The following is a 23,461-nucleotide window of genomic DNA, read 5'->3' on the forward strand; positions in this document are numbered from 1 at the left end:
CGTTGGCAGGCCAGGATGCGCGGTGTTGTAGAGTAAGTGAGTCGCACATTCGTGTGCGGCGGGGAGACGTGGCAGAGCGGCCGAATGCACTGGTCTTGAAAACCAGCGAGGGTCACACCTCCGCGGGTTCAAATCCCGCCGTCTCCGCAGGTCAGCTCATATCACAAGTGGCGGACGATCTGTTCGGCCATGAACCGGCTACCAGCCGAGGTCTAGTCAATAGGTGTAAAACAGCGAAAAGCCTGCACCCCGCGCAGGGCGGGAGCAGGCAGAGCTATTGGGGTCGAGCGGCCGCGTTACACCGAGGCAGAGGAGCCGATGCCGGCAGCCTTGAACACGGCTTCGACGATCCAGCTGGCAATCGCCATCACGATAGCGCCGAAGAACGCGGCCCAGAAACCGCTGATGGCGAGGCCGTTGCCCAGGCCGTCGGAGATCCAACCCACGATCGAGAACAGCAAGGTGTTCACCAACAGAGAGAACAGGCCAAGGGTGAGAATTGTCAGGGGGAGACTGATCAGCTTCACCACCGGGGAAATGAATGCGTTCACGAACATGAACACGAGCGCGACCCAGATGAACGCGCCGACCCCGCCCATGATTTCCACCCCGGGGACGATCAGGGTGACCAGCCACAGGGCAAGGGCCGTCATGACTACATCGATTGCGAAACGCATGAAATTATCCTTTCTAATTCCAACTAAGGAGAAGTAATTGCGCAACTAATTATTGCTCAAAAAGTTCGTGCATGATGTGGAATTGGCGTTCGCCGGGGGCGTCGATAAGCGCGTTTTGTGCTTTTCGACGAGCAGGGCCGCTCTTCGCCGCAACGACGCGAACCGCGTCGAGCTCGACCGGGCGGGGAGCTTCGACGGTCGCGCTCGCGCCGCCGGTGTAGGAGAGCTGTTGCGGGTCGAGAGACGCATCGATATCGATGCCCACTTCCCCGACAGGGACACCGAGGAGAAGGGTGTCCTCGGTGAGCTGGGGAATTGCGCGCGGGGTGAGGTAGAACGTGGTGCCCAACGTGGTGTTTGCGGTGAACTCCGCGGCCTGCACAGGGGCCCATGCGATCCAGGACGAGACGTTGTCGCGGGTCGGCGTAGCGCCGTCGCCCGAAGCGAAACCGGAGGTGAGGGAGTAATTGAGCTTCATGCCCGCAATCCTAGCGGTTTCTGGCCGGTTAGAGCCCGGCATCATCGAGGATGTCTTCGGGCAGGAATGTCAGGGCGGAGTACTCGCCGTTTCCTCCGTTGAGGATTCCTGCGAGGCAACCGGTATCGGTGACGACGGGAGCCCCGGAGTCGCCGCGTTCGGATTCGTTATCGGTGAGCACGTATTCGACCGTGTATTTCTCTCCGAACGCGCTGGCCTCCTTATGCACTTTCTCGGAGACTACTGCGCCGGCTTGCTCGCCGGAGAAGGCCCGTCCATGATCACGCCATCCGTGGTGTCCGGGGTCTCAGTGCAGGCGAATGCGGTGGAATCTGGGAGAGCCTCGGTGTCGTAGTTGTCGTCGAGGTCGATGAGCGCGACATCTGCCCCCGCTCCATCGACAAGATAGTTATTGGTGATGGTGCCCACGACCTTGTCCCCTTCTCTGACTTCGGCGCCCTCGGGGCCGCAGTGCCCCGCGGTAACCGTAAAGGTCCACTTCTTCGAACGGCTCGTCGAGGAAAATGGCACTTCGGGGAATGGAAATGACGGGCACGAAGAGGGACTTCTTTCGGTTGCCCGATGAGAGGTTGGCTAGCAGCGTCTTTGGGTCGCCCCGGCCGCCGAGGTCCTCCGACGTCGCCTTCACGTCGCTGGAGGGAATGGAGAACCCAGTGGCCACAAGGTCGAGCCACTGCCTGAGCGTGAGGTTGGGGTAGCCCGGAACCGTACTAGGCATGTAACCGATTTCGCGCTGGTAGCTGGGGGAGCCCGGTTGGTGGGGGTACTGCCAGGTGCCGTCGACGAGTGGCAGGAGCCCTAAAGCAGAGTCAATGAGCGTGGATTTTCCGACACCATTGGCGCCGACGAGGCGTGTGACGGTGCCGGCCTGCAGCTCAAGGTCGACATCTGTCAGCAGAGCGCGCCCATTGTGCCCTACGTTTGCGCCCTGAAGAAACCGGACTGTGTCACCCATAGTCTCGTCATGCTTCCAAAAGCTCACGGACCTCTGTGAAGCCACGTTCGAAGAAGTCGGAAGCCTTTTTTGCGTCAATCAGTTCGTAGCTGCGTGCTGAGACCTGCACGGTCGTGGGGGCATTGCTGTCGGTGGATTCCTGGACGGCAATGCTCAATGGGGCCTGATAGTTGTCGGTGAGATAAACGCCAATCATCTTGTACTTGAACAGGCTTCCCACCTTGACGGTCATGGTGTTGTCTTCTTCCTCCTCGATCTTGAAGTTGTCGAGTGGGGATAGGCGACTCTTGATCTCGTCGATATTCAGCGACGTTGTGAACTGGGTTGTTTGCATGGTTTTCTCCTAGCTAACTGTCTCGAGAAGTTCATCGAAGAATTAACGGATTAGTTGTGCGATAGGGATGGGCTAAGGCCAAGATAGCCAATCTTGCGGGTGTGCTCGTGCTTCCGACGAAGCTTTGAGCATAAGTTATCGCTGGAAGCACGAACTACACGTTGAAGAGAAGAGATACTTCGTTCGCCTTAGTCGCCATCGGTGAAGTGATCAACGGCACCGGTAGCGCAGCCGCCCGCCGCACCGGTGGCGGCACCCTGGCTGCTCCGCCTCCGACCTCGCTCCAGAAGCCGTAGTTTTCGCTCTCCACTGCCTGGGCCTGCTCTGAGGTCAGGACAGCAGTCGAGGGGGCGTTGGTGGCTGCTGCTGCGATGGCCGGGGAGATGGCTGCGGCGCCTATAGCGCCGAGTGCTGCGATGGCGGTACGTGCTTTGAACTTGGGCATTGACAATCCTTTCCGAGGTAGGGAAGACCGCGCGGGTGGCGCGCTCGGCAGTCTCGAAGTGAAAGTGAATGAGTGAGGAAGGTGAACGGGGTCGGTCTTTCGCGATCATCCGCCTGAGACTTCAGGAGACTGCCGAGAATTCGCAGTCGAAGGCTCGTTGTGGAACGTTCCTCGGTGGTGTGCACCGCGTTCGCCGACGACGCTAGGGGGCTCCGTTTCGGCTTTCAACAGCTACATCGATCAAGTTGCTGATGCATTATCTGGATGTCATCAATCCGTTATGCGGTTTCGGGCGGTAGTTGGCACATCCCTAACGGCCCTCATCTGCAGGGATCGCAAGCTAAGGAGGGAAAATTATGGTTGGGAAATAGCTTCCCACGCCGACAGGAATTCTTCAGCATCCTCACGGTTTGTCACAGTGACGCGCAAGCCCTCGGGGAAGGCGCGGACAAGGATCCCACGGGTTGCCAGCTGCCGGGCAAGGTCGGCGGAATCCACGTCCGGCAACCACACAAAGTTGGCCTGAGAGTGCAGTGCGCCGATGCCGTCCGCGACCACGTCGCGCGCGCCGACGGTGTCTTCCACACGGGCGAGAAGTTCCTCGGAATGCTCCAGGGATGCGATCGCCCCGGCTTGAGCGACGGCGCTGACCTGGAAAGGGATGCCCATCTTGTCCAACGCCTGGATGAGGTTCGCGGCGCCGAATGCGTATCCGACGCGGGCACCGGCCAAACCGTACGCCTTGGAGAAAGTGCGCAAGCACACAAGATTGGGATAGTCGCGGAATACAGTGCGGCCCTCCACAGCCGCGGGGTCGCGGTTGTACTCCACATATGCCTCATCCAGTGCCACGGTGACATGGTCGGGGACGCGGTCCATGAACGCCGTGAATTCGGAGCGGGTGATTACCTGACCGCTGGGGTTGTTGGGGGAGCAAAGGAAGATGAGCGAGGTGGAAGCGTCGATAAGCGAAAGCATGCTTTCTAGATCGTGCTTGCCGTCGGCGAGAAGGGGAACCGGGCGTGGTTTTGCTCCCACAACCTGGCAAAAAATCGGGTACGCCTCGAAGCTGCGCCACGGGAAAATAACGTTGTTCTCCGCCCTAGACGTTGCCTGGACGAGCTGCTGGCACAACGCGGAGGAGCCGCAGCCAACGGTGACGTTTTCCATCTCGACCCCTAAGTGGCTGGCGAGTGCCTGACGCAGCGCGGTCGACGCCATGTCCGGGTACCTGTTCGCCCCTCGCGCAGCAGCTTCCATCGCGGCCACAGCTGACGGCAACGGGCCCTCCGGAGCTTCGTTAGAAGACAGTTTGAGCGCGTCCGGATCGCTCTTGCTTGGAACGTATGCGGGAATGTCGTCGAGATCGCGGCGAATCATGCATATAGAGTCTATTCCTGCCCGCGCCCAGGTTTTTGTCCGGCTGCCCGGTTGTGGGTAGTGTGTAACAAGGCTATGGAGATGTGCCAGAGTGGCCGATTGGGGCTCCCTGCTAAGGAGTTGACCTTTCACGAGGTCCGCAGGTTCAAATCCTGTCATCTCCGCCATGCGCCCGTAGCTCAACGGATAGAGCATCTGACTACGGATCAGAAGGTTGGGGGTTCGAATCCCTCCGGGCGCACCATTCATTTTCGCCGGTCAGAGCGTTGTCTCGCCGGTTTCTCTTTTCGTTTAGTGGCTTGGGCCGCACCGTGAAGTAGATTCGGTGAACGGATATAGCGTGCACTGGAGGAAAGAGGTCGCCATGACGACAACGAAGCAGCGCGATGCCCTCGTGGAACTGGAGAAACTCGTGGAGACCCGCTTGCGGGGCGACCGTGCGGAGGAAATCTCCGGCTTACTCGAGGATGCCAAGCTCAGCGACATCATCCGGCTCATCGAGCACTCGCCGGTCAAGCGCGGTGCTGTCCTGTTCCGCCTTTTGCCGCCGGAGCGCGCAGGGGCGGTATTCGACGCGCTCGATCCGCGCCACCAGGCGGATATGGTGCGCGCGCTGGGTAGCGACAGCGTGGGAAATTTTTTCGAGGACATGGGCGCGGAAGACCGCGTCATGCTTCTCGACGAGCTTCCGGGCCCCGTCGCCGAACGCCTGCTCAAAGACCTAGGCGAAAAGGATAAGGAGAATACGAACGCCGTTCTCGGGTACGAGAAAGGGACAGTTGGCCGAGTCATGTCCCCCGAGATTCCCGAGATTTACGGGGAGATGACAGCGCACGAGGTACGTGATCTGCTGCGCGAACAGCACGAAGATTTGGAGACGCTGTACACCCTGCCCGTCATCGACCGCAACCAGCAGCTCACCGGCATCGTCAAAATGCGTCGGCTCTTCTTGGCTGAGGGTGACATCCCGGTGGTGGAGCTGCTGGAGGAGTCCCCGTCGGTCGTCGCCACCGCCGACGCTGAGGAGACTGCGCGCTGGTTCCTCCCGCTCGCACTGTTGGCCATTCCCGTGGTGGATTCCGGCAACCGCCTCGTGGGCATTTTCACGTTCGACGAGGCGCAGCACATCGTTGAGAGCGAGGATACTGAGGACAGCGCTCGCCAGGGTGGCTCCGAATCCCTGAAACAGCCGTACCTGTCCACCCCGCTGACCAGCTTGGTGCGCTCGCGCATCGTGTGGCTTTTGGTCCTCGCTGTCTCCGCGATCCTCACCGTCCAGGTTTTGGACATTTTCGAGGAGAAGATGGAGCAAGCCGTGGTGCTTTCCCTTTTCATCCCGCTGCTCACAGGAACCGGCGGGAACACGGGCAACCAGGCGGCGACCACAGTCACGCGAGCATTGGCGCTTGGCGACGTCAAGAAGTCCGACGTCCTCAAAGTCATGTGGCGCGAAGTCCGGGTGGGCCTGATGCTGGGTGCTGTGTTGGGCACCCTCGGCTTTGGTCTAGCCACACTGGTTTACGGCTTCGACATCGGCATGGTAATCGGTTTGACCCTCCTGTCCATCTGCACGATGTCGGCGACAGTGGGTGGAGCGATGCCGATCGTGGCCAAGACAGTCGGCGCGGACCCGGCAGTGTTCTCCAACCCCTTTATCTCCACCTTCTGTGATGCGACGGGCCTGATCGTCTACTTCCTCATCGCCACATCGATCCTCGGTTTGTGATCATCGTGGCGGCACTGGCGCCCCGGTGACCTGCAAATTTTGCCCGCTGTTCATCGTGGTGTACCGTTACATCTCGTTGTAAAACACGCGCCCGTAGCTCAACGGATAGAGCATCTGACTACGGATCAGAAGGTTGGGGGTTCGAATCCCTCCGGGCGCACGTTCACAAAAGCCCGTGATCCAGGACCTGTCAGCCAGGCTGGATCGCGGGCTTTATTGCTGGGGCCGCCTTTGTCGCCCGGCCCATCACCGAGACGTCAGAAGACGTCGATGCGCCCGCCGAGCGATTCTGTCTGGCGGAGAGCTTTCACCCACCCGTCGGCGCCGAGCTGGATGCGCATGACAGGCCGCGAGGAGATCTTGACGGGGGACACGGATTCTGCGCGGGCTCCCTTGCGCGCACCCATGCGGGTGACGGCACGGTAGCCTGCGCCGGCAAGCTGCTCGATATCGGGTTCGGGCGCGGCCAAGGACTCCCGGGCTTCCTGCAGCAGAGGGATGATTTCGTCCAGGGTCTTCACCACGGCATCGGCATTGGTCTCGCACATGGCTCGGACCAATTCGGGCTCGGTGCCGGCGACCCGTGTCGCGCCGCGGAAGGACCCGGCGGCCAAGGATTGGGCGAGAGTTCCGCCGCGGTCGCCGACGATCGCCAGTGCTTCCGCCAAGACGTGGGGCAGGTGCGACACACGGGCGACGGCCTCGTCGTGCGTGTCCACGGACACGGGCACGGCCTCGGCGCCGCACACGCGGGCAAGCTCGCAGACCTGGCCGAACAAGTCCACCCAATCGTTGGGGACTCGGCGACCGGCCTCGTCGCACTCGATCGCGTAGTCGTACGTGATTGCCCAGGCGGCACGGGTGAATAGGCCTTCGCGGGATGCTCCCCAGCCGGAGTCCTCTGTGCCGGACATCGGGTGGCCGCCGACGTAGCGCAGCTGCATGCCGCGGGCTTTGATCAGCTCGTCGACAGGTTTTTTCACGCTGACCACGTCGGTCACACCGCAGTTCGGTGCGTACATGGCGATGGAGTCTAGGACATCCTCCACGGCGTGCATGGGCACAGCGATGATGATGAGCGCACGGTCAGAGGATGCGCGGGAGAGCACGCGCGAGAGATCATCGGAGACGTCGAAGCCTTCGCGGCTGGCGGTGCGGGTGCCGGAGCGCGAGTGGTTGTAGCCGTACACGGGCAGCCCCGCGGCGGAGAGGTCGCGCATGATGGAGCCGCCGATGAGCCCCAGCCCGATGATGCAGGTGGTGGGCAGTGTGCGCCGCCCCCCGAAGCGTGCGATGGACCCCGGGTTGCCTGTCGTACGGTGTTGCTCAATCACCCTGACAAGTTTTCCACAACGCGAGTAGTCTGACTAGGCATGAGTGACGGACGAGGGCATGCTGGTCAGGGTGGCGGATACGACGGCGCACCCGAGGACGGTTTCGCTGTCACTGTGGCACGTCGCGACGGCGAGTGGGTCGTCGCGGAATTCGATGATGACTTCGAAAATCTGTCGACCTCCGTCAATGCGGTCCGTGCGCTCCGCAGCGAGGGTGCGGCGTTCGCGCTGCTCAACGTCGAGGAGGAATACCTCGTCATTGTCCGTCCCGGCCCGTCGAGAACGCGCGTGCTGATTTCGGACGCGACGATGGCGGTCGACGACGATTTCGCCGCGGACATCTTAGACACCGCCGGCATCGACATTCCCGACATCGATCCCGACGAGCTGGACAATATAGACGGCTGGGCCGACGGCGACTTCGGGATTCTCGAGGATGTGGGCATGAGCGAGGAGATCATGAGCGTGCTTATCGACGACACCGAGGCCGACCCCTCCGACATCATCGATGCTATTGCGGAAGAGCTGGGGTTCATCGACGAACTGGACCGGACGCTTCGTTAGGGGATTTAGAGTCGGTGCTAGGCCCGATGAGCCACTCGGCGAGCCAGTTGGAGCGACGCGCTGAAGAGCGGATGCGCCGCGCTATCGAGGTGGCCCGCACCACGCCGGCGGCGGATATTCCTGTCGGTGCCGTCATCTACGGGCCCGACGGGACAGAGATCGCCACCGGGACGAACAGGCGGGAAACGGACCAGGATCCGGCGGGGCATGCGGAGGTCGTCGCAACGCGAAATGCAGCGCGCGCCTTGGGCACCTGGCGTATGGACGGCTGCGAGATCGTGGTCACCCTCGAACCCTGCACGATGTGCGCAGGCATCATCCTCGGTTCGCGTATGAGAAGCCTCGTCTTCGGCGCGTACGAATCCAAGACGGGAGCTGTGGGCTCGCTTATCGACGTCCTCCGCGACCCCGCTCACCTCCACACCGTCGAGGTCCGCGGTGGTGTGCTCGAGTCCGAGACAGCCCAGCTAATGACGGGCTTCTTCGAACGTCTCCGCTGACCGACCGCCTGCGGTCGCACGGCACAATGCGCTGGCGGGGCGATTGACACTGAATTGTTACGGAATGGTCAGGCCGACCTCTCTACGATGGTCTACGTAAACGAAAACGATTTAGAAGGAGAAGCATCATGGCTGATCTCGATGGCAAGCTGGACCAGGTCAAGGGCGACGCGAAGGAAGCTCTCGGCGACGTCACCGACAACAAGTCCCTGGAGAACGAGGGCAAGGCTGACCAGCTCGGCGGCGGCATCAAGGAGAAGCTGAACGAGGCTGGCGACGCGATCAAGGACAAGGCCAACGAGGTCGCTGGCAAGATCCAGGATGCCCGCGACGAGAACTAGTCCGTCGCTTGGGGCAGGTACCTAAGAATTTGGTTCCCGGGACACGCTACCGCTACTCTGTTCTGCGGTAGCGTGTCCGAGCGGCCGAAGGTACTCGCCTCGAAAGCGAGTGAGGGTAAAACCTCCGCGGGTTCAAATCCCGCCGCTACCGCCATTTTCAAGAAGTTCGTGGTTTAGGTAAGATTCGGCGAAATATCGCCGATCAACGTACCGGACCACGAACTTCTTGTTTTTGCGAAAGGATCCCCGTGGCGACGTTCCTCTACCGGCTAGGCAAGTGGTCCTTCCTGAACAAGTGGAAGGTCATTATCGCGTGGCTGCTTCTCTTCGCCGCCGGGGCCGCAGGCGCTGCGACTCTGTCAAAGCCGCTCTCGTCTGATTTCCAGATCAGCGGAACTCCTTCCATTGACGCGCTGGAATCGCTCGGCGAGAATTTCCCGGGTCAAAGCGACCCAGTTCAAGCTCCATCGGTGAATCTCGTCTTCAAAGCACCCGACGGGCAGCGCCTCGACGAGGACAGGAACATGGCGGCTATCGATGAGACAGTCGCGTACGTGGAGGACAACCTCCCCGGAATAAAGGGAACCGAGCGCTTCGGTAACCCGGTCACTGTGTCCAAATCGCAGACAGAACAGATTGTCTCCATGATGACGGAGATGGGGCTGCCCGAGGAGCGCGCCACAGCGGACGCGCACAACGTGCGCCTGCTTTCCGACGACGCCCGGATCGGCTACACCACCTTCCAGTTCGGTGCGGAAACCTCCATGCAGGTCACTGACGCTGAGCGTTCAGTGGTCAACGAGGCGTTAGAGCTCGGCCGGTCCAAAGGCTTGCAGGTCGAGGCGGGCGGCCCGGGGTTCGGTGACCCGATCGAGATCAAGACGACGAGCGAGATCATCGGTATAGGTGTCGCGTTCGTGGTCATGCTGGTCACTTTCGGTTCCCTGGTCTCCGCCGGTATGCCAGTGATCACAGCCGTCATTGGAGTGGGGCTCGGCACATTCCTCATCCTCATGGCCACCCGCTTCGCGGAACTCAACGAGGTCACCCCGATCATGGCCGTGATGATCGGTCTGGCGGTGGGCATTGATTACGCCCTGTTCATCCTCTCGCGCTTCAAACAAGAAAGGCGCCGCTTGCCGGGGCCGGAGGCCGCGGGCCTCGCTGTCGGAACAGCAGGATCCTCCGTGCTCTTCGCAGGCACGACGGTCTTCACCGCGCTAGTGGCGCTCGTGCTGGCACGCATCGAGTTCCTCTCCTGGATGGGTCTGTCCGCTGCCGCCACGGTGGCCATCGCAGTTCTCGTGGCCATCACACTTCTGCCGGCTTTGCTGGGGTTGCTCGGCGATAAGGTCTTCGCAGGTCAGATCCCCGGTGTCGCCGGCAACCCCGGGCCCGGAAACCGTCCCGCCAAAGACTTGGACACCCGTTCACTCGGCCGCACCTGGGTCAACACCGTGCGTCGAGCGCCAGCTGTGGTCATGGCGGGCGTGGTCATTTTCCTCGGGGTGTGCTCGCTGCCGGTGCTGGACATGGAGATGTCCCTGCCCTCGGACTCCAACGGCGACAAAGACACCACGCAGCGCAAATCCGCCGACCTCATGGCCGAGGGGTTCGGCGCGGGTGTGAACGCGCCGTTCCTACTCGTTGTCGACGCCCACACCGTGAACCCGGACTCGGAGGCGCTCGGCCCCTACATGAGCCTCATCCCGGATGATGCGGTGGAAGAGGGAGAAGAGGGCGTCGATAAGCAAAAAGCTGCTTTGTCCTCCTTCCTGTACGCGATGGAACGCGCGGGTAGCGTCTCCGGAATCCGGCACGCGCAGCTGGTCGGCGTTAACGACGACATGACGGCCGCGCAGATCCTAGCCACCCCGGAAACCGGGCCGGACGACCAGTACACCGTGGACACCGCGCACGCGCTCCGTGAGACGGATGCGGAGATCGAGGATGCCACCGGCGCTGACGTCGGACTGACCGGCTTCACCGCTGTGCAGATGGACATCACCGAGGAGCTCGCGAACGCCATGCCGCTCTACCTCGCCATCGTGGTGGGGTTGGCGATCCTGCTGCTCATCATCGTCTTCCGCTCGATTCTCGTGCCGCTCGTCGCGGGGCTGGGCTTCCTGCTATCCGTTGGCGCTGCTTTCGGCGCGACCGTCCTCGTGTTCCAAAAAGGCGTGACCGGCCTGGTGAACACCCCCGGACCGATCCTGTCGTTCCTGCCGATCCTGCTCATCGGCGTCACCTTCGGCCTCGCCATGGACTACCAAGTCTTCCTGGTCACGCGCATGCGCGAGCAGTACATGCGCCTGCACCGCCCCGGCGACTCCCCGGAAGCTGTCCTCGATGCCGTGGACGAATCCACCGTCGAAGGTTTCGCCCGCGGCGCGCGCGTGGTCACCGCCGCCGCCATCATCATGATTGCCGTGTTCGTCGCATTCATCGACCAGCCGCTGCCGTTCATCAAGATCTTCGGCTTCGCGCTCGGAGCAGCGGTTCTTTTCGACGCCTTCTTCGTCCGCATGGCCCTTGTCCCTGCCACCATGTTCATCCTGGGCACGACCACTTGGTGGATGCCGAAATGGCTCGACCGGATCCTGCCCAACCTCGACATCGAAGGCGAGGCGCTCGAGCGGCAGTTTGAAGGCCGTGTCGCCGAAGGCTACGGCTCCGGAAAGGACCATGCCCCAGCATGACCGAAATAACCCCCGCCAGCGACCTCTCCTTCGACGTGGGCACCCGCCTCGACGAGGCGCCGGGACGCCACGGCCGCACAGGTGTGATTCACACCCCCCACGGGGACATCGCAACCCCCGCGTTCGTCCCGGTGGCCACAAAGGCCACGGTGAAAACGCTGACTCCGGAGCAGATCCGCCAGACTGGCGCGCAGGCGATTCTGTCGAATGCCTACCACCTCTACCTCCAGCCCGGCGCCGACACTGTGGACGAAGCCGGCGGAGTAGCCGCCTTCGAGAACTGGCACGGTCCCACCTTCACCGACTCCGGCGGCTTCCAGGTGATGAGTCTCGGGGTCGGCTTCAAAAAAATCCTGGCCATGGACGTCGCGGGCCTGACCGACGCGGACATTCGCGCCGCCAACAAGGACCGCATGGCGCGTGTCGACGACGACGGCGTCGACTTCAAATCCGTCATCGACGGCTCCTCCCACCGGTTCACCCCCGAGGTGTCCATGCAGATCCAGCACCAGCTGGGTGCAGACATCATCTTCGCCTTCGATGAGCTGACCACCCTCGTGGATACCCGTGCCTACCAGGACCACTCCATCGAACGCACCCGCCTCTGGGCAGAGCGCTGTCTCGTCGAACACGACCGCCTCACCCAGGCGCGCCCAGGCAAAGCTCTCCAGTCCCTCTGGGGTGTCGTGCAGGGCGCTCAGTACGAGGACCTGCGCCGGCAAGCCACCCGCGGTCTCATCGGTTTGGACGAAGAAGCCCGCGCTGAGGGGCGACGCGGCTTCGGCGGCTTCGGCATCGGCGGCGCATTGGAGAAAGAGAACCTGGGCACCATCGTTGGCTGGGTCACCGACGAACTCCCCGAAAACAAGCCCCGCCACCTGCTGGGAATCTCCGAACCCGACGACCTGTTCACCTCCATCGAGGCCGGTGCCGACACCTTCGACTGCGTCGCCCCGACCCGCCTCGGCCGCCGCGGCGGCGTGTACACCCTGGACGGACGCATGAATCTCATGGCCGCCCGTTTCAAGCGGGACTTCGCCGGGGTAGACGAAGAATTCGGCGGATACGTCTCCGAGCACTACTCCCGCGCCTACATCCACCACCTGCTGCGCGCGAAAGAGTACCTCGCCGGAACCCTGTGCACCATGCACAACCTCGAATTCATGGTGCGGCTTGTGGACAACATTCGCGCCGCCATCGACGCCGGCGATTACGAGGCCTACCGCGACGAGTTCCTGGGGCGCTACTACGCGGGGCGTTAACGCGCAGGCCGGGCCTGCCCGCTCTGCCCGCGCCCGCTCTGCCCGCGCACCGGCGCGCCCCCCAGCCCCTCGGCTGCGGTTTCAAGCGCGAATCCAGCTACTTGGATCCAGCTATTCGCCGTTTTCACCCCGACTAGCTGGATCTAAGTAGCTGGTTTTGTAAACGCACTCGGCCGGCGGGCTGACGCAGTGGCCTAAAACGGCCTTTTTTGACTGGCAGCCACGAGAACCGGGCCTCTGCGGTCGGCTCGAGCTTTTGCCTCGATGACGCGCCTAACACACCCTTCTTCGTCTCGGAGAATGTCGGCGGGAAAGAGACGAAGCACTTCGTATCCTTGTTCTTTGATCCAGTTCTCCCGTTTGAGCTGTTTAAGCACAGTTTCGTGTGGAACGTCTTCGTACTTCGACTCTCCGTCGATTTCGATGACGAGCTGCCCCCAGAGCAGGTCAACCCGGTTGCGGCGGCCGATCCACATCTGAGGCTGGGCAGTGATTCCGTGTTCTGCAAGGATGACTCGGAAAAGTGACTCGTATGGCGATTCAGAAAGTTTTGAACTCAGCGCGAGCGCTTGGCGAGCCACGAAAATACCCTTTTTGCCCGCCAGGCGACTGATGGCCGAGGCGATGAGTTCCTTCTGGATCTGAGTATTGGCGCGAGTTTCACCGCTCATCCAACTGTCAAGGGCGATAACACCATGGCGTAGGCCGTGAAGTCGTGCGACATCGACGATTGTGCGCTGCGCCCGGGTGATGCGCAGTGTGCTGGCCCCAGTCCCGTCCTCGACTGACAGTTCTCGGTAGTCGCTGTTGTCCACTGGCATGTGGTGGTAGCGCACGCCACGTGGCCATTGCTTTGTTGATGGCGGTCGACCCGACAGCTGGGCTAGCTCCACGACCTCGGAATGTGCCGGCACTACCCAGAGGCCTGCTACTCGGGCAGCGGAGCGGCCTACGAGGACGGCTTTGTGCGCAGTCGTCGCGGCCGCATAGCACCGGAGATACTCCTGCTCAAAGTTCTTCAATGTGGCCCAGTCAGTGGACCGGATAAATTTCGTCGCAGACAGCCTCACGCACGTTTGCTCGTGTACGCGGCCCCGCGGCACTAGCAAGGCCCGAAGATGGGCATAGTTCATCGTTCCCCCCTCCTGGCGCGCTCCCCCAAGCGCGCGTCTTGCCTCGGACAGTAGCAAGCATGAGCCGAGGGTGCACTACGAGTGTGAAGCTGGAAATGAAGAATCCAGCTACATGGATCCAGCTACTCGCTCCAAAATGGACGGTTAGCTGGTTCCAAGTAGCTGGATCTGTGACAAGACGTCAGGGGGAACGCGCCTCTCCCGTGAACCCTTACGCGGTAACCGAGCTAGTGCGCTCCTCAGCCCGGCGCACGGCGGCGATGGTTGGGTAGGTGACGGGGAGCAGCACGACCTCCATGATGGTCTTCCAGAGGAATCCGACGGCGACGTAGTTGATGAACGCCCCGGCGGAGTCGATGCCGATGACGCCGGCTGCGATGGAGCAGAACAGCAGGGTGTCGGCGAATTCGCCGACGATGGTGGAGCCGATCAGGCGCGCCCAGAGACGGTCGGTGCCGAAGCGGTCCTTCATTTTCTGCAGTACCCATGCGTTGAGCAGCTGACCGACGACGTAACCGGTCAGAGATGCCAGGATGATGCGCGGTAGCAGGCCCAGAACTGCGGAGAAGGTGTCCTGCATGTCGTAGAAGCTCGCGGCCGGTAGCCAGATAGCGATGTAGAAGGACAGGACGGCGATCACGGCGACACCGAAGCCGGTGAACACGGCGCGTCGTGCGGCTTTGAAGCCGTAGACCTCAGCGATGACGTCGCCGATCACGTAGGAGACGGGGAAGAGGAAGAATGCACCGTCGGTGATGAGCGGTCCGAGCTGGACGCCTTTCTGGGCAGTGATGTTGGAGATCAGGAAGACGGCGCAGAATACCGCGAGCAGGTAGGGGTAGGGCGAGCGGGAGACGGGGTGGGGGTGGGAAAGTGGTTGTGACATGCGCAATATCATTACACATATGGAGAGTGAGCAAGCCGTAGCTGGTCGCTATGCCCCGAGTCCGAGCGGGGACCTCCACTTCGGCAACCTGCGCACGGCGGTTTTGGCGTGGCTTTTCGCGCGCCAGTCGGGCCGCAAGTTCTACATGCGGGTGGAGGACATCGACTCGGAGCGTTCGAGCATGGAGTCCGCGCAGCGCCAGCTCGAGGATCTCGCGGCGCTCGGCATTGAGTGGGATGAGCCGGTCGTGTACCAGCATGATCGCGGGGAGGCGTATGCGGAGGCGCTCGCCAAGTTGGACACGTATGAATGTTATTGCTCTCGCCGCGACATCCGCGAGGCCGCGTCCGCGCCCCACGCCCAGCCGGGAATGTACCCGGGCACGTGCCGCGACCTCACGGAAGAGCAGCGCGCTTATCGACGTTCCCAGCTAGCCGAATCCGGCCGCCTCCCCGCGGTCCGTCTCCGTGCGCGCGTGGATAAGTGGACTGTGCAGGACTTTTACGCGGGTGAGTTCACTGGGCCCGTCGATGATGTGATTCTGAAACGGGGCGGCAATGTGAACCAGGTGCAGACCGGGGACTGGGCGTACAACCTCGCGGTGGTGGTTGACGACGGTTTCCAGAAAGTCGACCAGATCGTTCGCGGCGACGACCTGCTCGGTTCTGCGCCTGCGCAGGCTTACCTGGCTCATGAACTGGGATACCCGGAACCCGAGTACGTGCACGTGCCGCTCGTGGTCGCACCGGATGGGCGCAGGCTGGCCAAACGCGACGGTGCCGTGACCCTGCGGGAAATGGCGGAACGCAGTGGTGTTGAGGGTGTCGTCCGCCAGCTCGCGGCATCGCTGGGATACCTGGAGGCGGCGTCGCTGGAGGAACTGCTCGACTGTTTTGATCCGTCGACGCTGTCCCGGGATCCCTGGGTGTGGGAGGACAAGAGCGGAAATTGAGCGTATGCGCTGCGCTAACGTTTTTGGCGCAATAGTGTCGGAGGCATGCTCTTCGATGCAGATCTGTCCAACGTCCGTGTTAACGACCCTTGGAAACGCTACGACCTGTCCACGCTAGAGAAGCTGCGCGATGCTGAGGCCGCCGTTGTCGGCGACACCCTCGGCCACCTGACCACCATGGCGGGGCGCATCCGCCGCATTATCGGCACCGGCAGCGCCATCGGCAACGCCTTTCCCATCAACTGCACTCCTGGAGACAATTTGGGTGTGTGGCGCGCGCTTGACGACGCTCAGGAGGGCGACATCTTCGTCGTCAATGCCCGCGGCGCAGACGGCTCCGCGATCATTGGTGGCCAGATCGGCAAGATGATGGCCGAGGCTGGTGTGCTCGGCTGCGTCGTCGACGGTCCTGTCCGCGATGTCGACGACCTCAACGAATACGGACTGCAGGTTTTCGCCACCGGCACGACGCCGATGGGCCCGACGCGCTTCGGTCCCTCGGAGGTGGGTTACCCGGTGGCGTGCGCGGGAACAGTCGTGAAAGGCGGCGACCTGATCATTGCCGACAACGACGGTGTCACCGTCATTCCTGCCGGGCGCATCCAAGAAGTGCTGGACAATATCGCCGACAAGCAGAAGGATGAAAAGGAGCTTTTCCGCAAGATCGAGGAGGAGTGGGCACCCGCGAAGAAGCGCGGCGAGGTCGGTCAGTTCGTCGCCGGCACCGTCACGCCTGAAACCGAGGGTGAGGTGGCGGAGGAGCGCTAGAACCTCCGCTGCGCCGAAACAGGTGCTGAAATAGCTGTGCCCCGCATCCCAGGCTGGGAGCGGGGCACAGATTTTGGCGGAGGATGTGGGATTTGAACCCACGAGGGTCGTGAAACCCGCACGCGTTCCAGGCGTGTGACATAGGCCGCTAGTCGAATCCTCCAGCGACGTTCCTCGCCGTGCAAGCATGGCCTGCGCAGCGCGTCGAGCCACCACTTTAGCGGATACCGGGGTGGGGACAAAATTGGTGGTGGGGTGGGGCGTCGATAGGCGGAATGCGTGCTTTTTGAACTGGTTGCCGCGAGCTACTAGACTTGCCCGCAGGATCTCACGCGGTGCATATCTTGTGAACTCCCCCAGGGCGGGAACGCAGCAAGGGTCAGCGAGCTCTGGCAGGTGCGTGGGGTCCCTTTATTTTGCCCGGATCCGGTGGGGCTAGGGGCGCTGGGCGCATGTAATCTGGGCGTCGTAAAAAGTCCACTCCTTTGAAGGAAGTGATCCCACGATGTCCCTGCTCGATCTGGACGCCGCTGCCCGTGAGGAACTCGCGGCGAAGGTGCGCGAGGAATACGAAACGCTCAAGACCCGCAACCTGGACTTGGACCTGACGCGCGGCAAGCCGTCGTCGGAGCAGCTGGACCTCAGCAATGACCTGTTGGAGTTGCCGGGTAAGGGCAATTACGTGGACGCCGCCGGCGCGGATGTGCGCAACTACGGCAACCTCAAGGGCATCAAGGACATCCGGGAGATTTGGGGCGAGCTCATCGGAGTGTCGGTGGACAACCTGTACGCGGAGGATTCCTCGTCGCTGAATATCATGTTCGACCTGGTCAGCTGGTCGTTCATCTTCGGCAACAACGACTCGGAGCGTCCGTGGCGCGAAGAGGAGACCGTGAAGTGGATCTGCCCGGTCCCGGGCTATGACCGCCATTTCGCCATTGCGGAGAAGTTCGGTTTCGAGATGGTCACCGTGCCCATGCTTGAGGACGGCCCTGACGTCGATGCCGTCGCCGAGCTGGCCAAGGACCCGGCAGTTAAGGGCATGTGGGTGGTGCCCATGTTCGCCAACCCGACGGGCGCGACTGTGTCCGACGAGGTCGTGCGAGCACTCGCATCGATGGAGACGGCGGCACCGGATTTCCGCATCGTGTGGGACAACGCCTATGCCGTGCACATCTTCACTGAGGACTTCCCCCAGATCATCGACGTGCTCGGCATCGCGGAGGAAGCGGGCAACCCGAACCGCTTCTGGGTGATGAGCTCCACCTCCAAGATCACGCACGCAGGTGCCGGCGTGGCCTTCTTCGCGTCGTCGACGGAGAACCTGGACTGGTACGCCTCCATCGCTGGGATCCGCGGCATCGGCCCGAACAAGATCAACCAGCTGGCGCACGCGAAATTCTTCGGCGACGCCGACGGCGTGCGTGCCCTGATGCAGAAACACGCGCAGATCCTCAAACCGAAATTCGACGCGGTGCTGGAAATCCTCGAGGGCCGCCTCGGCGAGTACGAGGTCGCGCGTTGGACCACTCCGGCCGGCGGCTACTTCATCTCCCTGGACGTCGTCGACGGCACTGCCCACCGCGTGTGGGAGCTCGCCCGCGAGGCCGGCATCACGCTGACCAAGGCTGGTTCCGCATTCCCGAAGGGCGAGGACCCGAACGACCGCAATATCCGTCTTGCGCCATCACTTCCGCCTATCGACGAAGTCCGCACCGCCATGGACGGCGTGGCCACCTGCGTGCTTCTCGCAGCACTGGAGAAGCTCGAAGGCTAGTGACTCCCGCCGAAACACACGCCTGGCTCACCGACGTTCTCGGTCCGATGGAGCTGCTGAACGTCAACGGCATGACCATCGGTGTCGCGCCGGTGCTCCCTGCGGCTGTCAGTGTCGGGTTCAGTGAGATCGATAGCGGTCTCGTTGTCGACGACCCGGCGGCGGAAGCGCCCGGTGCTAGTCCCGCAACCGAGGTGCGCTGCGAGATCATCTGCGCCGCCGACGGCGCAACCCCGCAACAGCGCGTCATGGCGGTCGCGGGTGCGTGGAACACGCTGGTCACCGCAGGCATTCCGGGGCAGCCGGGAACGGCGCTTCCGGGGCTGGTGAACGATCCGGCGCTGACCGTCAACCACGGCCTGCTGCGCGAACCGCAGATCTTCGACCGCGGCACGCCGCTGGTCAACGAGCCCGCCACCGACGACGGTGCCCCGGCACGCATGACGCTGCTGCTGGAGCTGGTGCTGCTCACCGACGACGAATACGAGATCGCCTCCGAGCAGGGCCTCGAGGTGCTCGAGCGCCGACTGCATCGCCGGCAGACGAACATCGGGGACTGGGCCCGAGGATAGCGGGCAAACGCCGTTCCGAAGTGGCGAAGAGTGCAGTTTCGAGGAGCCATAAACCGAATTCCAGGTTAATTGTTATTTAACGTGAGATTAGTTCCTTGGCTCGCTAAGGGCTTGGAGTATAGCTCGGTGGCGCCGGAAAGCGTCGGCTGAAATTAGCCTAGCGTTAGTAAAAGTAAAGCGTATGAATCTTGAGTAATGGGTTACTGATCCGGTGTAGGGGCTCTCTCCTCTAGAAGGCGGCAGGCTCCAATGGCAAGGTTAACAACAGGAAAAGTGTGAAGAATAACAGTTGACTGTACGAACTCTCGAGGTACCGTTAAAGCGCCTCGAGGATCAGGCAGTCATCATTCAAGATTTCTGCGCAGTAACGCGCAGAACCGAATCCGATATCGTAAGGGTTTCTCATGGATCTGGACACCATCATCTTCCACCTGGACAACTTCGTCACCACCTGGGAAGGCTGGGGCAAGGTCGCCGAGGGCGTTGCTGACCTCTTCGACATCACCGGCAAAATCGCCAAGATCATCAAAACCGTAGCCTAACAACTTGCGGTTCGCCGCAGCCACCCAACCATCCTCTTTCAGGACCACACAACGCTTTTAAGGAGTCATAATGGAAATCATCGCCAAGATCGGCAAGTTTGCAATCGAGATTGCCAAGGCTGAGGGCGAGACCGGCTCGTCCGCCTACGACCTCGCATACGTCTTCGTTGGCCCGTGGGTCAGCATCGCTGACGGCGCTTCCCAGCTCCTGGGCCTGATCGCCTAAGGTGGCGCGTTTCACGCGTAGGCCCCACCGTATGGTGGGGCCTTTTCGTTTTTTAGTCCGTCGTCCTCGGCAGTTGCGGGCCCTGCGGCGCTCAGGGCTGGCCTGTGGAGTGGAGGCTGGATCTAGCTGATGCCGCGCTCGGACAGGTACATCAAGATCGCGCGGACGCGGCGGTTCTCTTCGTCGGGTGTGAGCCCCAGCTTGGAGAAGATGCTGGAGACGTGTTTGGCCACCGCGGCACCGGAGAAGTAGAGCTTCTCGGCGATTTCGGCATTGGAAAGGCCGTCTGCCATGAGCTCGAGGACCTCACGTTCGCGTGGGGTGAGCGTGGTCAGCCACTGCGAGCTGGCGGCCATGAGCTCGCTGGCCACATCCGGGTCGATGACCACGCCGCCGCTGGCCACGGTCTCGCACGCATGGACGAAGTCTTTCACCTCCGCAACGCGGTCTTTGAGCAGGTAGCCGGTGCCGCCGTCGCCTTCGGAGAACAGCTCGCGGGCGTATGCGGGCGCGACGTACTGCGACAACACAAGCACATTAACTGGGCCGCATTCGCGCAACTTCAGAGCGGCCTGCAAGCCGTCGTCGCGCATTGTGGGCGGCATGCGCACATCAGTGATCACGAGGTCGGGAGCATGCTTATCGACGGCTCCCGGCAGCGCCTCCGCATCCCCCACCTGCCCGACCACCTCGTGGCCGCGCCGGGTGAGCAGACCAGCGACACCCTCGCGCAGCAGTGCGGAGTCGTCGGCGATCACGATCTTCATTGAGCTAACCCGCTTTCTCCTCGGTACAGCAGCAACGGTATCCGCGCGGCGATGGTCGTGGGGCCGCCGTTGGGTGAATTCACTTCGATTCCGCCCCCGAAAGCGGCGATCCGCTCGCGCATGCCGTCCAGGCCGCCACCGGGCATGAAGCGCGCGCCGCCGTCACCGGAGTCGGTCACTGCGACATTCAGCGTGTGGTCGCTGGTGATCAGCACGCTGACAGGTGCGCCCGGCGCGTGCTTCGCGGCATTGGTCAGGGCTTCGGAGGTGAAGAAATAGGCGGCGGCGAGGACGGAGTCGTCGATAAGCGGAAGTGGGTGCGGCGCGCGGACCGTGACGTGCGGGCCGTACTGCGCGGCTGCTGTTTCGACTGCCTCGACGAGCCCGCGGTCGGTCAGCTCGCGTGGGTGAATGCCGCGCACGGTGCGGCGCAGGGCGTCGAGGCCGTTCTTGAGGTCGCGGGCGGCGGCGTCGAGAAGTGGCGAATCGGTGTCGAGCTGCGCTTCGCCGAGCTTCATCGCGGCCGCCACGAAATATTGCTGCGCGCCGTCGTGGAGGTCGCGCTCGATGCGCAGGCGTTCGACCTCGTACGCTTCCGCGATCTTGCGCCGCGAGGCCGTCAGCTCGTGGATCGCCCGCGCGGCCTCGGCTTCGTGGTTCTTCTTCCGCCACATGATTGCGAGGGTAGCGGGGTAGTGCTGGCACTACCCGTATTTGGGAGCCTGCACGATGGTGGCCGCGCGCGGCACGCGGTGAAATAGGAACCATGCTTGAACTCAACGACATCACCAAATCATTCACCCAGCAACGGGTCCTCGAAGGAATCAGCCTGAATATCGGCCCCGGCGAGTCCGTCGCGATCATGGGCCCGTCGGGCTCCGGCAAATCGACGCTGCTCCACTGCATGTCAGGCGTGCTCGTCCCCGACCACGGCGAGGTCCGCTTCAACGGGCGCGACATCGCATCGCTTAACGACGCCTCCCGCTCCCAACTCCGGCTCGACCACTTCGGCTTCATCTTCCAGGACGGCCAGCTCATGCCCGAGCTGACCGCGAAGGAGAATGTGGCGCTGCCGCAGATCATGCGCGGTGAATCCCGCGCGAAAGCCCACGCGGAGGCGACGGATATGCTCACGCGTCTTGGTCTTGGGAACTTTGGGGACCGTTTCCCGGGCCAGCTATCCGGCGGGCAGGGTCAGCGCGTCGCCATCGCACGCGCTTTGGCCGGTCCTCCGGCGGTGGTCTTCGCCGACGAGCCCACCGCCGCGCTCGACCAGGCCACCGGGCACGAGGTGATGCAGCAGATCACCGCCGTGACCAAAAAATTTGGGGTCACACTCGTACTGGTCACCCACGACCCGAAGATCGCGCGGTGGTGCGACCGCCGGATCGAGATCCGTGACGGCCTGATCCACTCCGAGGGCGCTTCGAAGGGGGTTCCGGCATGAGCGCGATGACGTTGATGACTGCCGCGCAGTCCTCCTCGAGCGAAGGTCGTGCGCAGCGCCAGACCGGCGAACGCTGGGTCCGCGCCTTGTCGCTCGTGGCCTTCGCCGTGTCCACATGGATTCTGTGCACGCTGGCCGCCGGCACGTGGATGTTCGCGCAGCGCCACTGGCACCCGCACGAGCGCCTCGTTGAGGTGCAGGAGAGCGCGGGCGGACCACTGTCCATGCCCTATATCTTCCTCGCCCTCTTCGCGTCGTTGCTGGTGGTGCCCACCCTGCTCGGCCTGCTCACGCAGGCTGCGCGCGCGAATCTCGGGGGCCGCGAAGAGCAGCTGGCCATCCTGCGCTTGATCGGCGCTACCTCCGGTCAGGTGCGCGGCATGATGATTCTCGACGCCCTGCGCCAGGCGCTCGTCGGCCTCGGCATCGGCACCGTGCTGTACCTGGTCAGCGTGCCCGCGTGGTCGCTGCTGACCTTCCAGGAAAAACGCATCGGCACCTGGGAGATGTTCACCTGGTGGGTCGTGCCCGTCGCCTGGGTGGTGGTGCTCGCCCTCGCCGCTGCGTCCGTCTGGATCGCGTTGCGCCGTGTGGCTGTTACCCCCTTGGGCGTGACTAAGAAGATTCCGCCGAAGGGACAAAGCGTGGTCACTCTGGTCATCTCATTGGCGGCGGCTATTGCCCTGTACCGCTACCTGAACACGTTGTCCATCGCGCCGGAGGCCGATGCCACCGAGTTCTTCGTGATGCTCGTTGTCGTCGCCGGTGTGCTGATGGTCAATGCGCTCGTCGCTGTCGGAGTGATTCAGCTGATCGCCCGAATCAGCTACCTACTGCCCGGCTCCGCCACCTACGTGGCCACCCGCCGCGTCGGCCGCGGGGTGAGGACGACCTGGAAGCGCGTCGCCGCGCTATACTTCGTCGCGTTCATCGCGGGTGCTGGCAGCGGGTTCTCCGCCGTCCCGCAGATCGAGGATGACCCCGCCCTGAAGATGGTCACCTCCGACATTCCCTCCGGCGTGGCTATCACCGCTGTCTTCGGTGCCGTTCTGCTTATCGCATCCACGCTGCTTACCCAGGCGTTGGCTGTGGTGGAGCAAAAGCAGCTGACCAAGTCCCTCTACTTCATCGGCGCGCCCGCGAAGTTCCACACCTCCGTGGCGATCCGCGAGGTGGGAATCCCGATGGCTCTGGTGACCCTCATGGGCTTCGGCATGGGCAGCATGATGGGACTAGCGATGGTCATCGCATCTGTCGACGCACTCCTGCTGCAGCACGCCCTCTTCGCCGCGCTGATTGTGCTGGCGCTCGCCGGCTGCGTCGCCGCTGTCGCCGCCACCGGCAAGCTCCGCGAGCGGGTGCTTTCCGAGACCGGCCGGCTGAACGACTAGCGGAGCTTGCCAGTGAAGGTGTTGATCGCTTGGCGGATGAGTTCGGACCGGGTCACGTTCTTCTCAGTGGCGAGATCGTCGAGTGCTTTCAGTTCGTCGTCGGTGAGGCGGACAGCGACGACCTGTGCTGGAGTCGATCCGCGCCCCGGGCGCCCGCGGCCACGCTTCTTCAGGAGCTCTGGGTCGTAGCCGATCTCGGCTTCGGCGACCCAAGCGTCGATCTGCTCTTGGCTGGCGTTCACAGGCATGACAATACTGTATAACGAAAATATCTGCGCTGGCAA

Annotated in this window: 28 protein-coding genes, 6 tRNA genes and 1 other RNA gene; 20 read left to right on the forward strand and 15 right to left on the reverse strand. The window is 62.6% G+C overall.

What is annotated here, in order from left to right; all coding sequences use genetic code 11:
* Positions 1 to 62: 62 nt before the first annotated feature.
* A tRNA-Ser gene (locus tag QYQ98_RS06335) sits at positions 63 to 147 on the forward strand.
* Positions 148 to 296: 149 nt separating this feature from the next.
* Here QYQ98_RS06335 and QYQ98_RS06340 read toward each other — a convergent pair.
* From QYQ98_RS06340 to hisC, 8 genes are all read right to left on the reverse strand, one after another.
* Complete coding sequence (locus tag QYQ98_RS06340; protein WP_302006052.1) at positions 297 to 677, reverse strand: phage holin family protein; 381 nt, start codon at positions 675 to 677, stop codon at positions 297 to 299.
* Positions 678 to 726: 49 nt separating this feature from the next.
* Complete coding sequence (locus tag QYQ98_RS06345) at positions 727 to 1,155, reverse strand: hypothetical protein (RefSeq protein ID WP_302006053.1); 429 nt, start codon at positions 1,153 to 1,155, stop codon at positions 727 to 729.
* A 28-nt stretch (positions 1,156 to 1,183) separates the two neighbouring features.
* Positions 1,184 to 1,384, reverse strand: a complete 201-nt coding sequence (locus tag QYQ98_RS06350) for a trypsin-like serine protease (protein ID WP_302006054.1) — start codon at positions 1,382 to 1,384, stop codon at positions 1,184 to 1,186.
* Positions 1,385 to 1,395: 11 nt separating this feature from the next.
* Complete coding sequence (locus tag QYQ98_RS06355) at positions 1,396 to 1,584, reverse strand: hypothetical protein (RefSeq protein WP_302006055.1); 189 nt, start codon at positions 1,582 to 1,584, stop codon at positions 1,396 to 1,398.
* Positions 1,565 to 2,131, reverse strand: coding sequence for an ATP-binding cassette domain-containing protein (locus QYQ98_RS06360; RefSeq protein WP_302006056.1), 567 nt, complete (start codon positions 2,129 to 2,131; stop codon positions 1,565 to 1,567). Before QYQ98_RS06360 ends, QYQ98_RS06355 begins: the two co-directional genes overlap by 20 nt.
* A 7-nt stretch (positions 2,132 to 2,138) precedes the next feature.
* Positions 2,139 to 2,465 (reverse strand): hypothetical protein, encoded by a 327-nt coding sequence (locus QYQ98_RS06365; RefSeq protein WP_302006057.1) that lies wholly within the window; start codon positions 2,463 to 2,465, stop codon positions 2,139 to 2,141.
* A 154-nt stretch (positions 2,466 to 2,619) separates the two neighbouring features.
* Positions 2,620 to 2,910, reverse strand: a complete 291-nt coding sequence (locus tag QYQ98_RS06370; protein ID WP_302006058.1) for a hypothetical protein — start codon at positions 2,908 to 2,910, stop codon at positions 2,620 to 2,622.
* Between the two features lie 354 nt (positions 2,911 to 3,264).
* A complete protein-coding gene (hisC, locus tag QYQ98_RS06375; protein WP_302006059.1) occupies positions 3,265 to 4,290 on the reverse strand; it encodes a histidinol-phosphate transaminase in 1,026 nt (341 codons plus the stop codon).
* Between the two features lie 77 nt (positions 4,291 to 4,367).
* Here hisC and QYQ98_RS06380 point away from each other — a divergent pair.
* The 4 genes from QYQ98_RS06380 to QYQ98_RS06395 all read left to right on the forward strand — a co-directional run bounded on the left by QYQ98_RS06380 (position 4,368) and on the right by QYQ98_RS06395 (position 6,176).
* Positions 4,368 to 4,457: transfer RNA gene (locus tag QYQ98_RS06380), tRNA-Ser, on the forward strand.
* A 1-nt stretch (position 4,458) separates the two neighbouring features.
* Positions 4,459 to 4,534, forward strand: a tRNA-Arg gene (locus tag QYQ98_RS06385).
* Between the two features lie 120 nt (positions 4,535 to 4,654).
* Complete coding sequence (mgtE, locus tag QYQ98_RS06390; protein WP_302006060.1) at positions 4,655 to 6,016, forward strand: magnesium transporter; 1,362 nt, start codon at positions 4,655 to 4,657, stop codon at positions 6,014 to 6,016.
* Between the two features lie 87 nt (positions 6,017 to 6,103).
* Positions 6,104 to 6,176: transfer RNA gene (locus tag QYQ98_RS06395), tRNA-Arg, on the forward strand.
* A gap of 97 nt (positions 6,177 to 6,273) precedes the next feature.
* Here QYQ98_RS06395 and QYQ98_RS06400 read toward each other — a convergent pair.
* A complete protein-coding gene (locus tag QYQ98_RS06400; protein ID WP_302007711.1) occupies positions 6,274 to 7,284 on the reverse strand; it encodes a prephenate dehydrogenase in 1,011 nt (336 codons plus the stop codon).
* Positions 7,285 to 7,389: 105 nt separating this feature from the next.
* Here QYQ98_RS06400 and QYQ98_RS06405 point away from each other — a divergent pair, with 105 nt between their 5' ends.
* The 6 genes from QYQ98_RS06405 (at position 7,390) to tgt (ending at position 12,716) form a co-directional block, all read left to right on the forward strand.
* Positions 7,390 to 7,914 carry a tRNA adenosine deaminase-associated protein gene (locus QYQ98_RS06405; protein ID WP_302006061.1) on the forward strand — a complete coding sequence of 175 codons (525 nt, stop codon included), beginning with the start codon at positions 7,390 to 7,392 and terminating at the stop codon, positions 7,912 to 7,914.
* 26 nt (positions 7,915 to 7,940) lie between these two features.
* A complete protein-coding gene (locus tag QYQ98_RS06410; RefSeq protein WP_302006062.1) occupies positions 7,941 to 8,414 on the forward strand; it encodes a nucleoside deaminase in 474 nt (157 codons plus the stop codon).
* A 128-nt stretch (positions 8,415 to 8,542) separates the two neighbouring features.
* Positions 8,543 to 8,755 carry a CsbD family protein gene (locus QYQ98_RS06415; RefSeq protein ID WP_302006063.1) on the forward strand — a complete coding sequence of 71 codons (213 nt, stop codon included), beginning with the start codon at positions 8,543 to 8,545 and terminating at the stop codon, positions 8,753 to 8,755.
* Between the two features lie 66 nt (positions 8,756 to 8,821).
* Positions 8,822 to 8,909: transfer RNA gene (locus QYQ98_RS06420), tRNA-Ser, on the forward strand.
* 94 nt (positions 8,910 to 9,003) lie between these two features.
* On the forward strand, positions 9,004 to 11,454 hold the full coding sequence (locus tag QYQ98_RS06425) for an MMPL family transporter (RefSeq protein ID WP_302006064.1): 2,451 nt from the start codon (positions 9,004 to 9,006) through the stop codon (positions 11,452 to 11,454).
* On the forward strand, positions 11,451 to 12,716 hold the full coding sequence (tgt, locus tag QYQ98_RS06430; RefSeq protein WP_302006065.1) for a tRNA guanosine(34) transglycosylase Tgt: 1,266 nt from the start codon (positions 11,451 to 11,453) through the stop codon (positions 12,714 to 12,716). The genes QYQ98_RS06425 and tgt overlap by 4 nt, the downstream gene beginning before the upstream one ends.
* 194 nt (positions 12,717 to 12,910) lie before the next feature.
* Here the strand turns inward: tgt and QYQ98_RS06435 are convergent, their stop codons facing one another.
* Both QYQ98_RS06435 and QYQ98_RS06440 read right to left on the reverse strand, forming a co-directional pair.
* Positions 12,911 to 13,609, reverse strand: coding sequence for an endonuclease domain-containing protein (locus QYQ98_RS06435; RefSeq protein WP_302006066.1), 699 nt, complete (start codon positions 13,607 to 13,609; stop codon positions 12,911 to 12,913).
* 451 nt (positions 13,610 to 14,060) lie between these two features.
* The gene (locus QYQ98_RS06440) at positions 14,061 to 14,735 is read right to left on the reverse strand and encodes a queuosine precursor transporter (protein ID WP_302006067.1); all 675 of its coding nucleotides are present in this window, start codon (positions 14,733 to 14,735) and stop codon (positions 14,061 to 14,063) included.
* 19 nt (positions 14,736 to 14,754) lie between these two features.
* Here QYQ98_RS06440 and gluQRS point away from each other — a divergent pair, with 19 nt between their 5' ends.
* Both gluQRS and QYQ98_RS06450 read left to right on the forward strand, forming a co-directional pair.
* Entirely contained in the window at positions 14,755 to 15,687 is a 933-nt protein-coding gene (gene gluQRS, locus QYQ98_RS06445; RefSeq protein ID WP_302006068.1) for a tRNA glutamyl-Q(34) synthetase GluQRS, read from the forward strand.
* 45 nt (positions 15,688 to 15,732) lie between these two features.
* Positions 15,733 to 16,455, forward strand: a complete 723-nt coding sequence (locus QYQ98_RS06450) for an RraA family protein (RefSeq protein WP_302006069.1) — start codon at positions 15,733 to 15,735, stop codon at positions 16,453 to 16,455.
* A 74-nt stretch (positions 16,456 to 16,529) separates the two neighbouring features.
* Here the strand turns inward: QYQ98_RS06450 and QYQ98_RS06455 are convergent.
* Positions 16,530 to 16,618 (reverse strand) — tRNA-Ser (locus QYQ98_RS06455).
* Positions 16,619 to 16,774: 156 nt separating this feature from the next.
* On the opposite strand from QYQ98_RS06455, the gene ffs reads away from it, so the two are divergent.
* The 5 genes from ffs (at position 16,775) to QYQ98_RS06480 (ending at position 19,572) form a co-directional block, all read left to right on the forward strand.
* Positions 16,775 to 16,871: signal recognition particle sRNA small type (gene ffs / locus QYQ98_RS06460), an RNA gene on the forward strand.
* Between the two features lie 89 nt (positions 16,872 to 16,960).
* Positions 16,961 to 18,232 carry an aminotransferase gene (locus QYQ98_RS06465; RefSeq protein WP_302006070.1) on the forward strand — a complete coding sequence of 424 codons (1,272 nt, stop codon included), beginning with the start codon at positions 16,961 to 16,963 and terminating at the stop codon, positions 18,230 to 18,232.
* A complete protein-coding gene (locus tag QYQ98_RS06470) occupies positions 18,232 to 18,804 on the forward strand; it encodes a hypothetical protein (RefSeq protein ID WP_302006071.1) in 573 nt (190 codons plus the stop codon). Before QYQ98_RS06465 ends, QYQ98_RS06470 begins: the two co-directional genes overlap by 1 nt.
* Positions 18,805 to 19,208: 404 nt before the next feature.
* A complete protein-coding gene (locus tag QYQ98_RS06475; RefSeq protein ID WP_302006072.1) occupies positions 19,209 to 19,346 on the forward strand; it encodes a hypothetical protein in 138 nt (45 codons plus the stop codon).
* Positions 19,347 to 19,416: 70 nt separating this feature from the next.
* The gene (locus QYQ98_RS06480; protein ID WP_302006073.1) at positions 19,417 to 19,572 is read left to right on the forward strand and encodes a hypothetical protein; all 156 of its coding nucleotides are present in this window, start codon (positions 19,417 to 19,419) and stop codon (positions 19,570 to 19,572) included.
* A gap of 122 nt (positions 19,573 to 19,694) precedes the next feature.
* Here QYQ98_RS06480 and QYQ98_RS06485 read toward each other — a convergent pair whose 3' ends face one another.
* Together QYQ98_RS06485 and QYQ98_RS06490 are read right to left on the reverse strand one after the other, a co-directional pair.
* The gene (locus QYQ98_RS06485; RefSeq protein ID WP_302006074.1) at positions 19,695 to 20,339 is read right to left on the reverse strand and encodes a response regulator transcription factor; all 645 of its coding nucleotides are present in this window, start codon (positions 20,337 to 20,339) and stop codon (positions 19,695 to 19,697) included.
* The gene (locus QYQ98_RS06490; RefSeq protein WP_302006075.1) at positions 20,336 to 21,013 is read right to left on the reverse strand and encodes a sensor histidine kinase; all 678 of its coding nucleotides are present in this window, start codon (positions 21,011 to 21,013) and stop codon (positions 20,336 to 20,338) included. Before QYQ98_RS06490 ends, QYQ98_RS06485 begins: the two co-directional genes overlap by 4 nt.
* Before the next feature lie 92 nt (positions 21,014 to 21,105).
* On the opposite strand from QYQ98_RS06490, the gene QYQ98_RS06495 reads away from it, so the two are divergent.
* Positions 21,106 to 21,786, forward strand: coding sequence for an ABC transporter ATP-binding protein (locus tag QYQ98_RS06495; RefSeq protein ID WP_302006076.1), 681 nt, complete (start codon positions 21,106 to 21,108; stop codon positions 21,784 to 21,786).
* Positions 21,783 to 23,177: an FtsX-like permease family protein gene (locus QYQ98_RS06500; protein WP_302006077.1), complete on the forward strand. Its 1,395-nt coding sequence runs from the start codon at positions 21,783 to 21,785 to the stop codon at positions 23,175 to 23,177. Before QYQ98_RS06495 ends, QYQ98_RS06500 begins: the two co-directional genes overlap by 4 nt.
* Here the strand turns inward: QYQ98_RS06500 and QYQ98_RS06505 are convergent.
* On the reverse strand, positions 23,174 to 23,425 hold the full coding sequence (locus tag QYQ98_RS06505) for a CopG family transcriptional regulator (protein ID WP_302006078.1): 252 nt from the start codon (positions 23,423 to 23,425) through the stop codon (positions 23,174 to 23,176). The two genes, QYQ98_RS06500 and QYQ98_RS06505, sit on opposite strands and share 4 nt — an antisense overlap.
* Between the last annotated feature and the right edge of the window lie 36 nt (positions 23,426 to 23,461).

This window comes from Corynebacterium sp. P3-F1, assembly GCF_030503635.1.
Taxonomy (GTDB): Bacteria; Actinomycetota; Actinomycetes; order Mycobacteriales; family Mycobacteriaceae; genus Corynebacterium.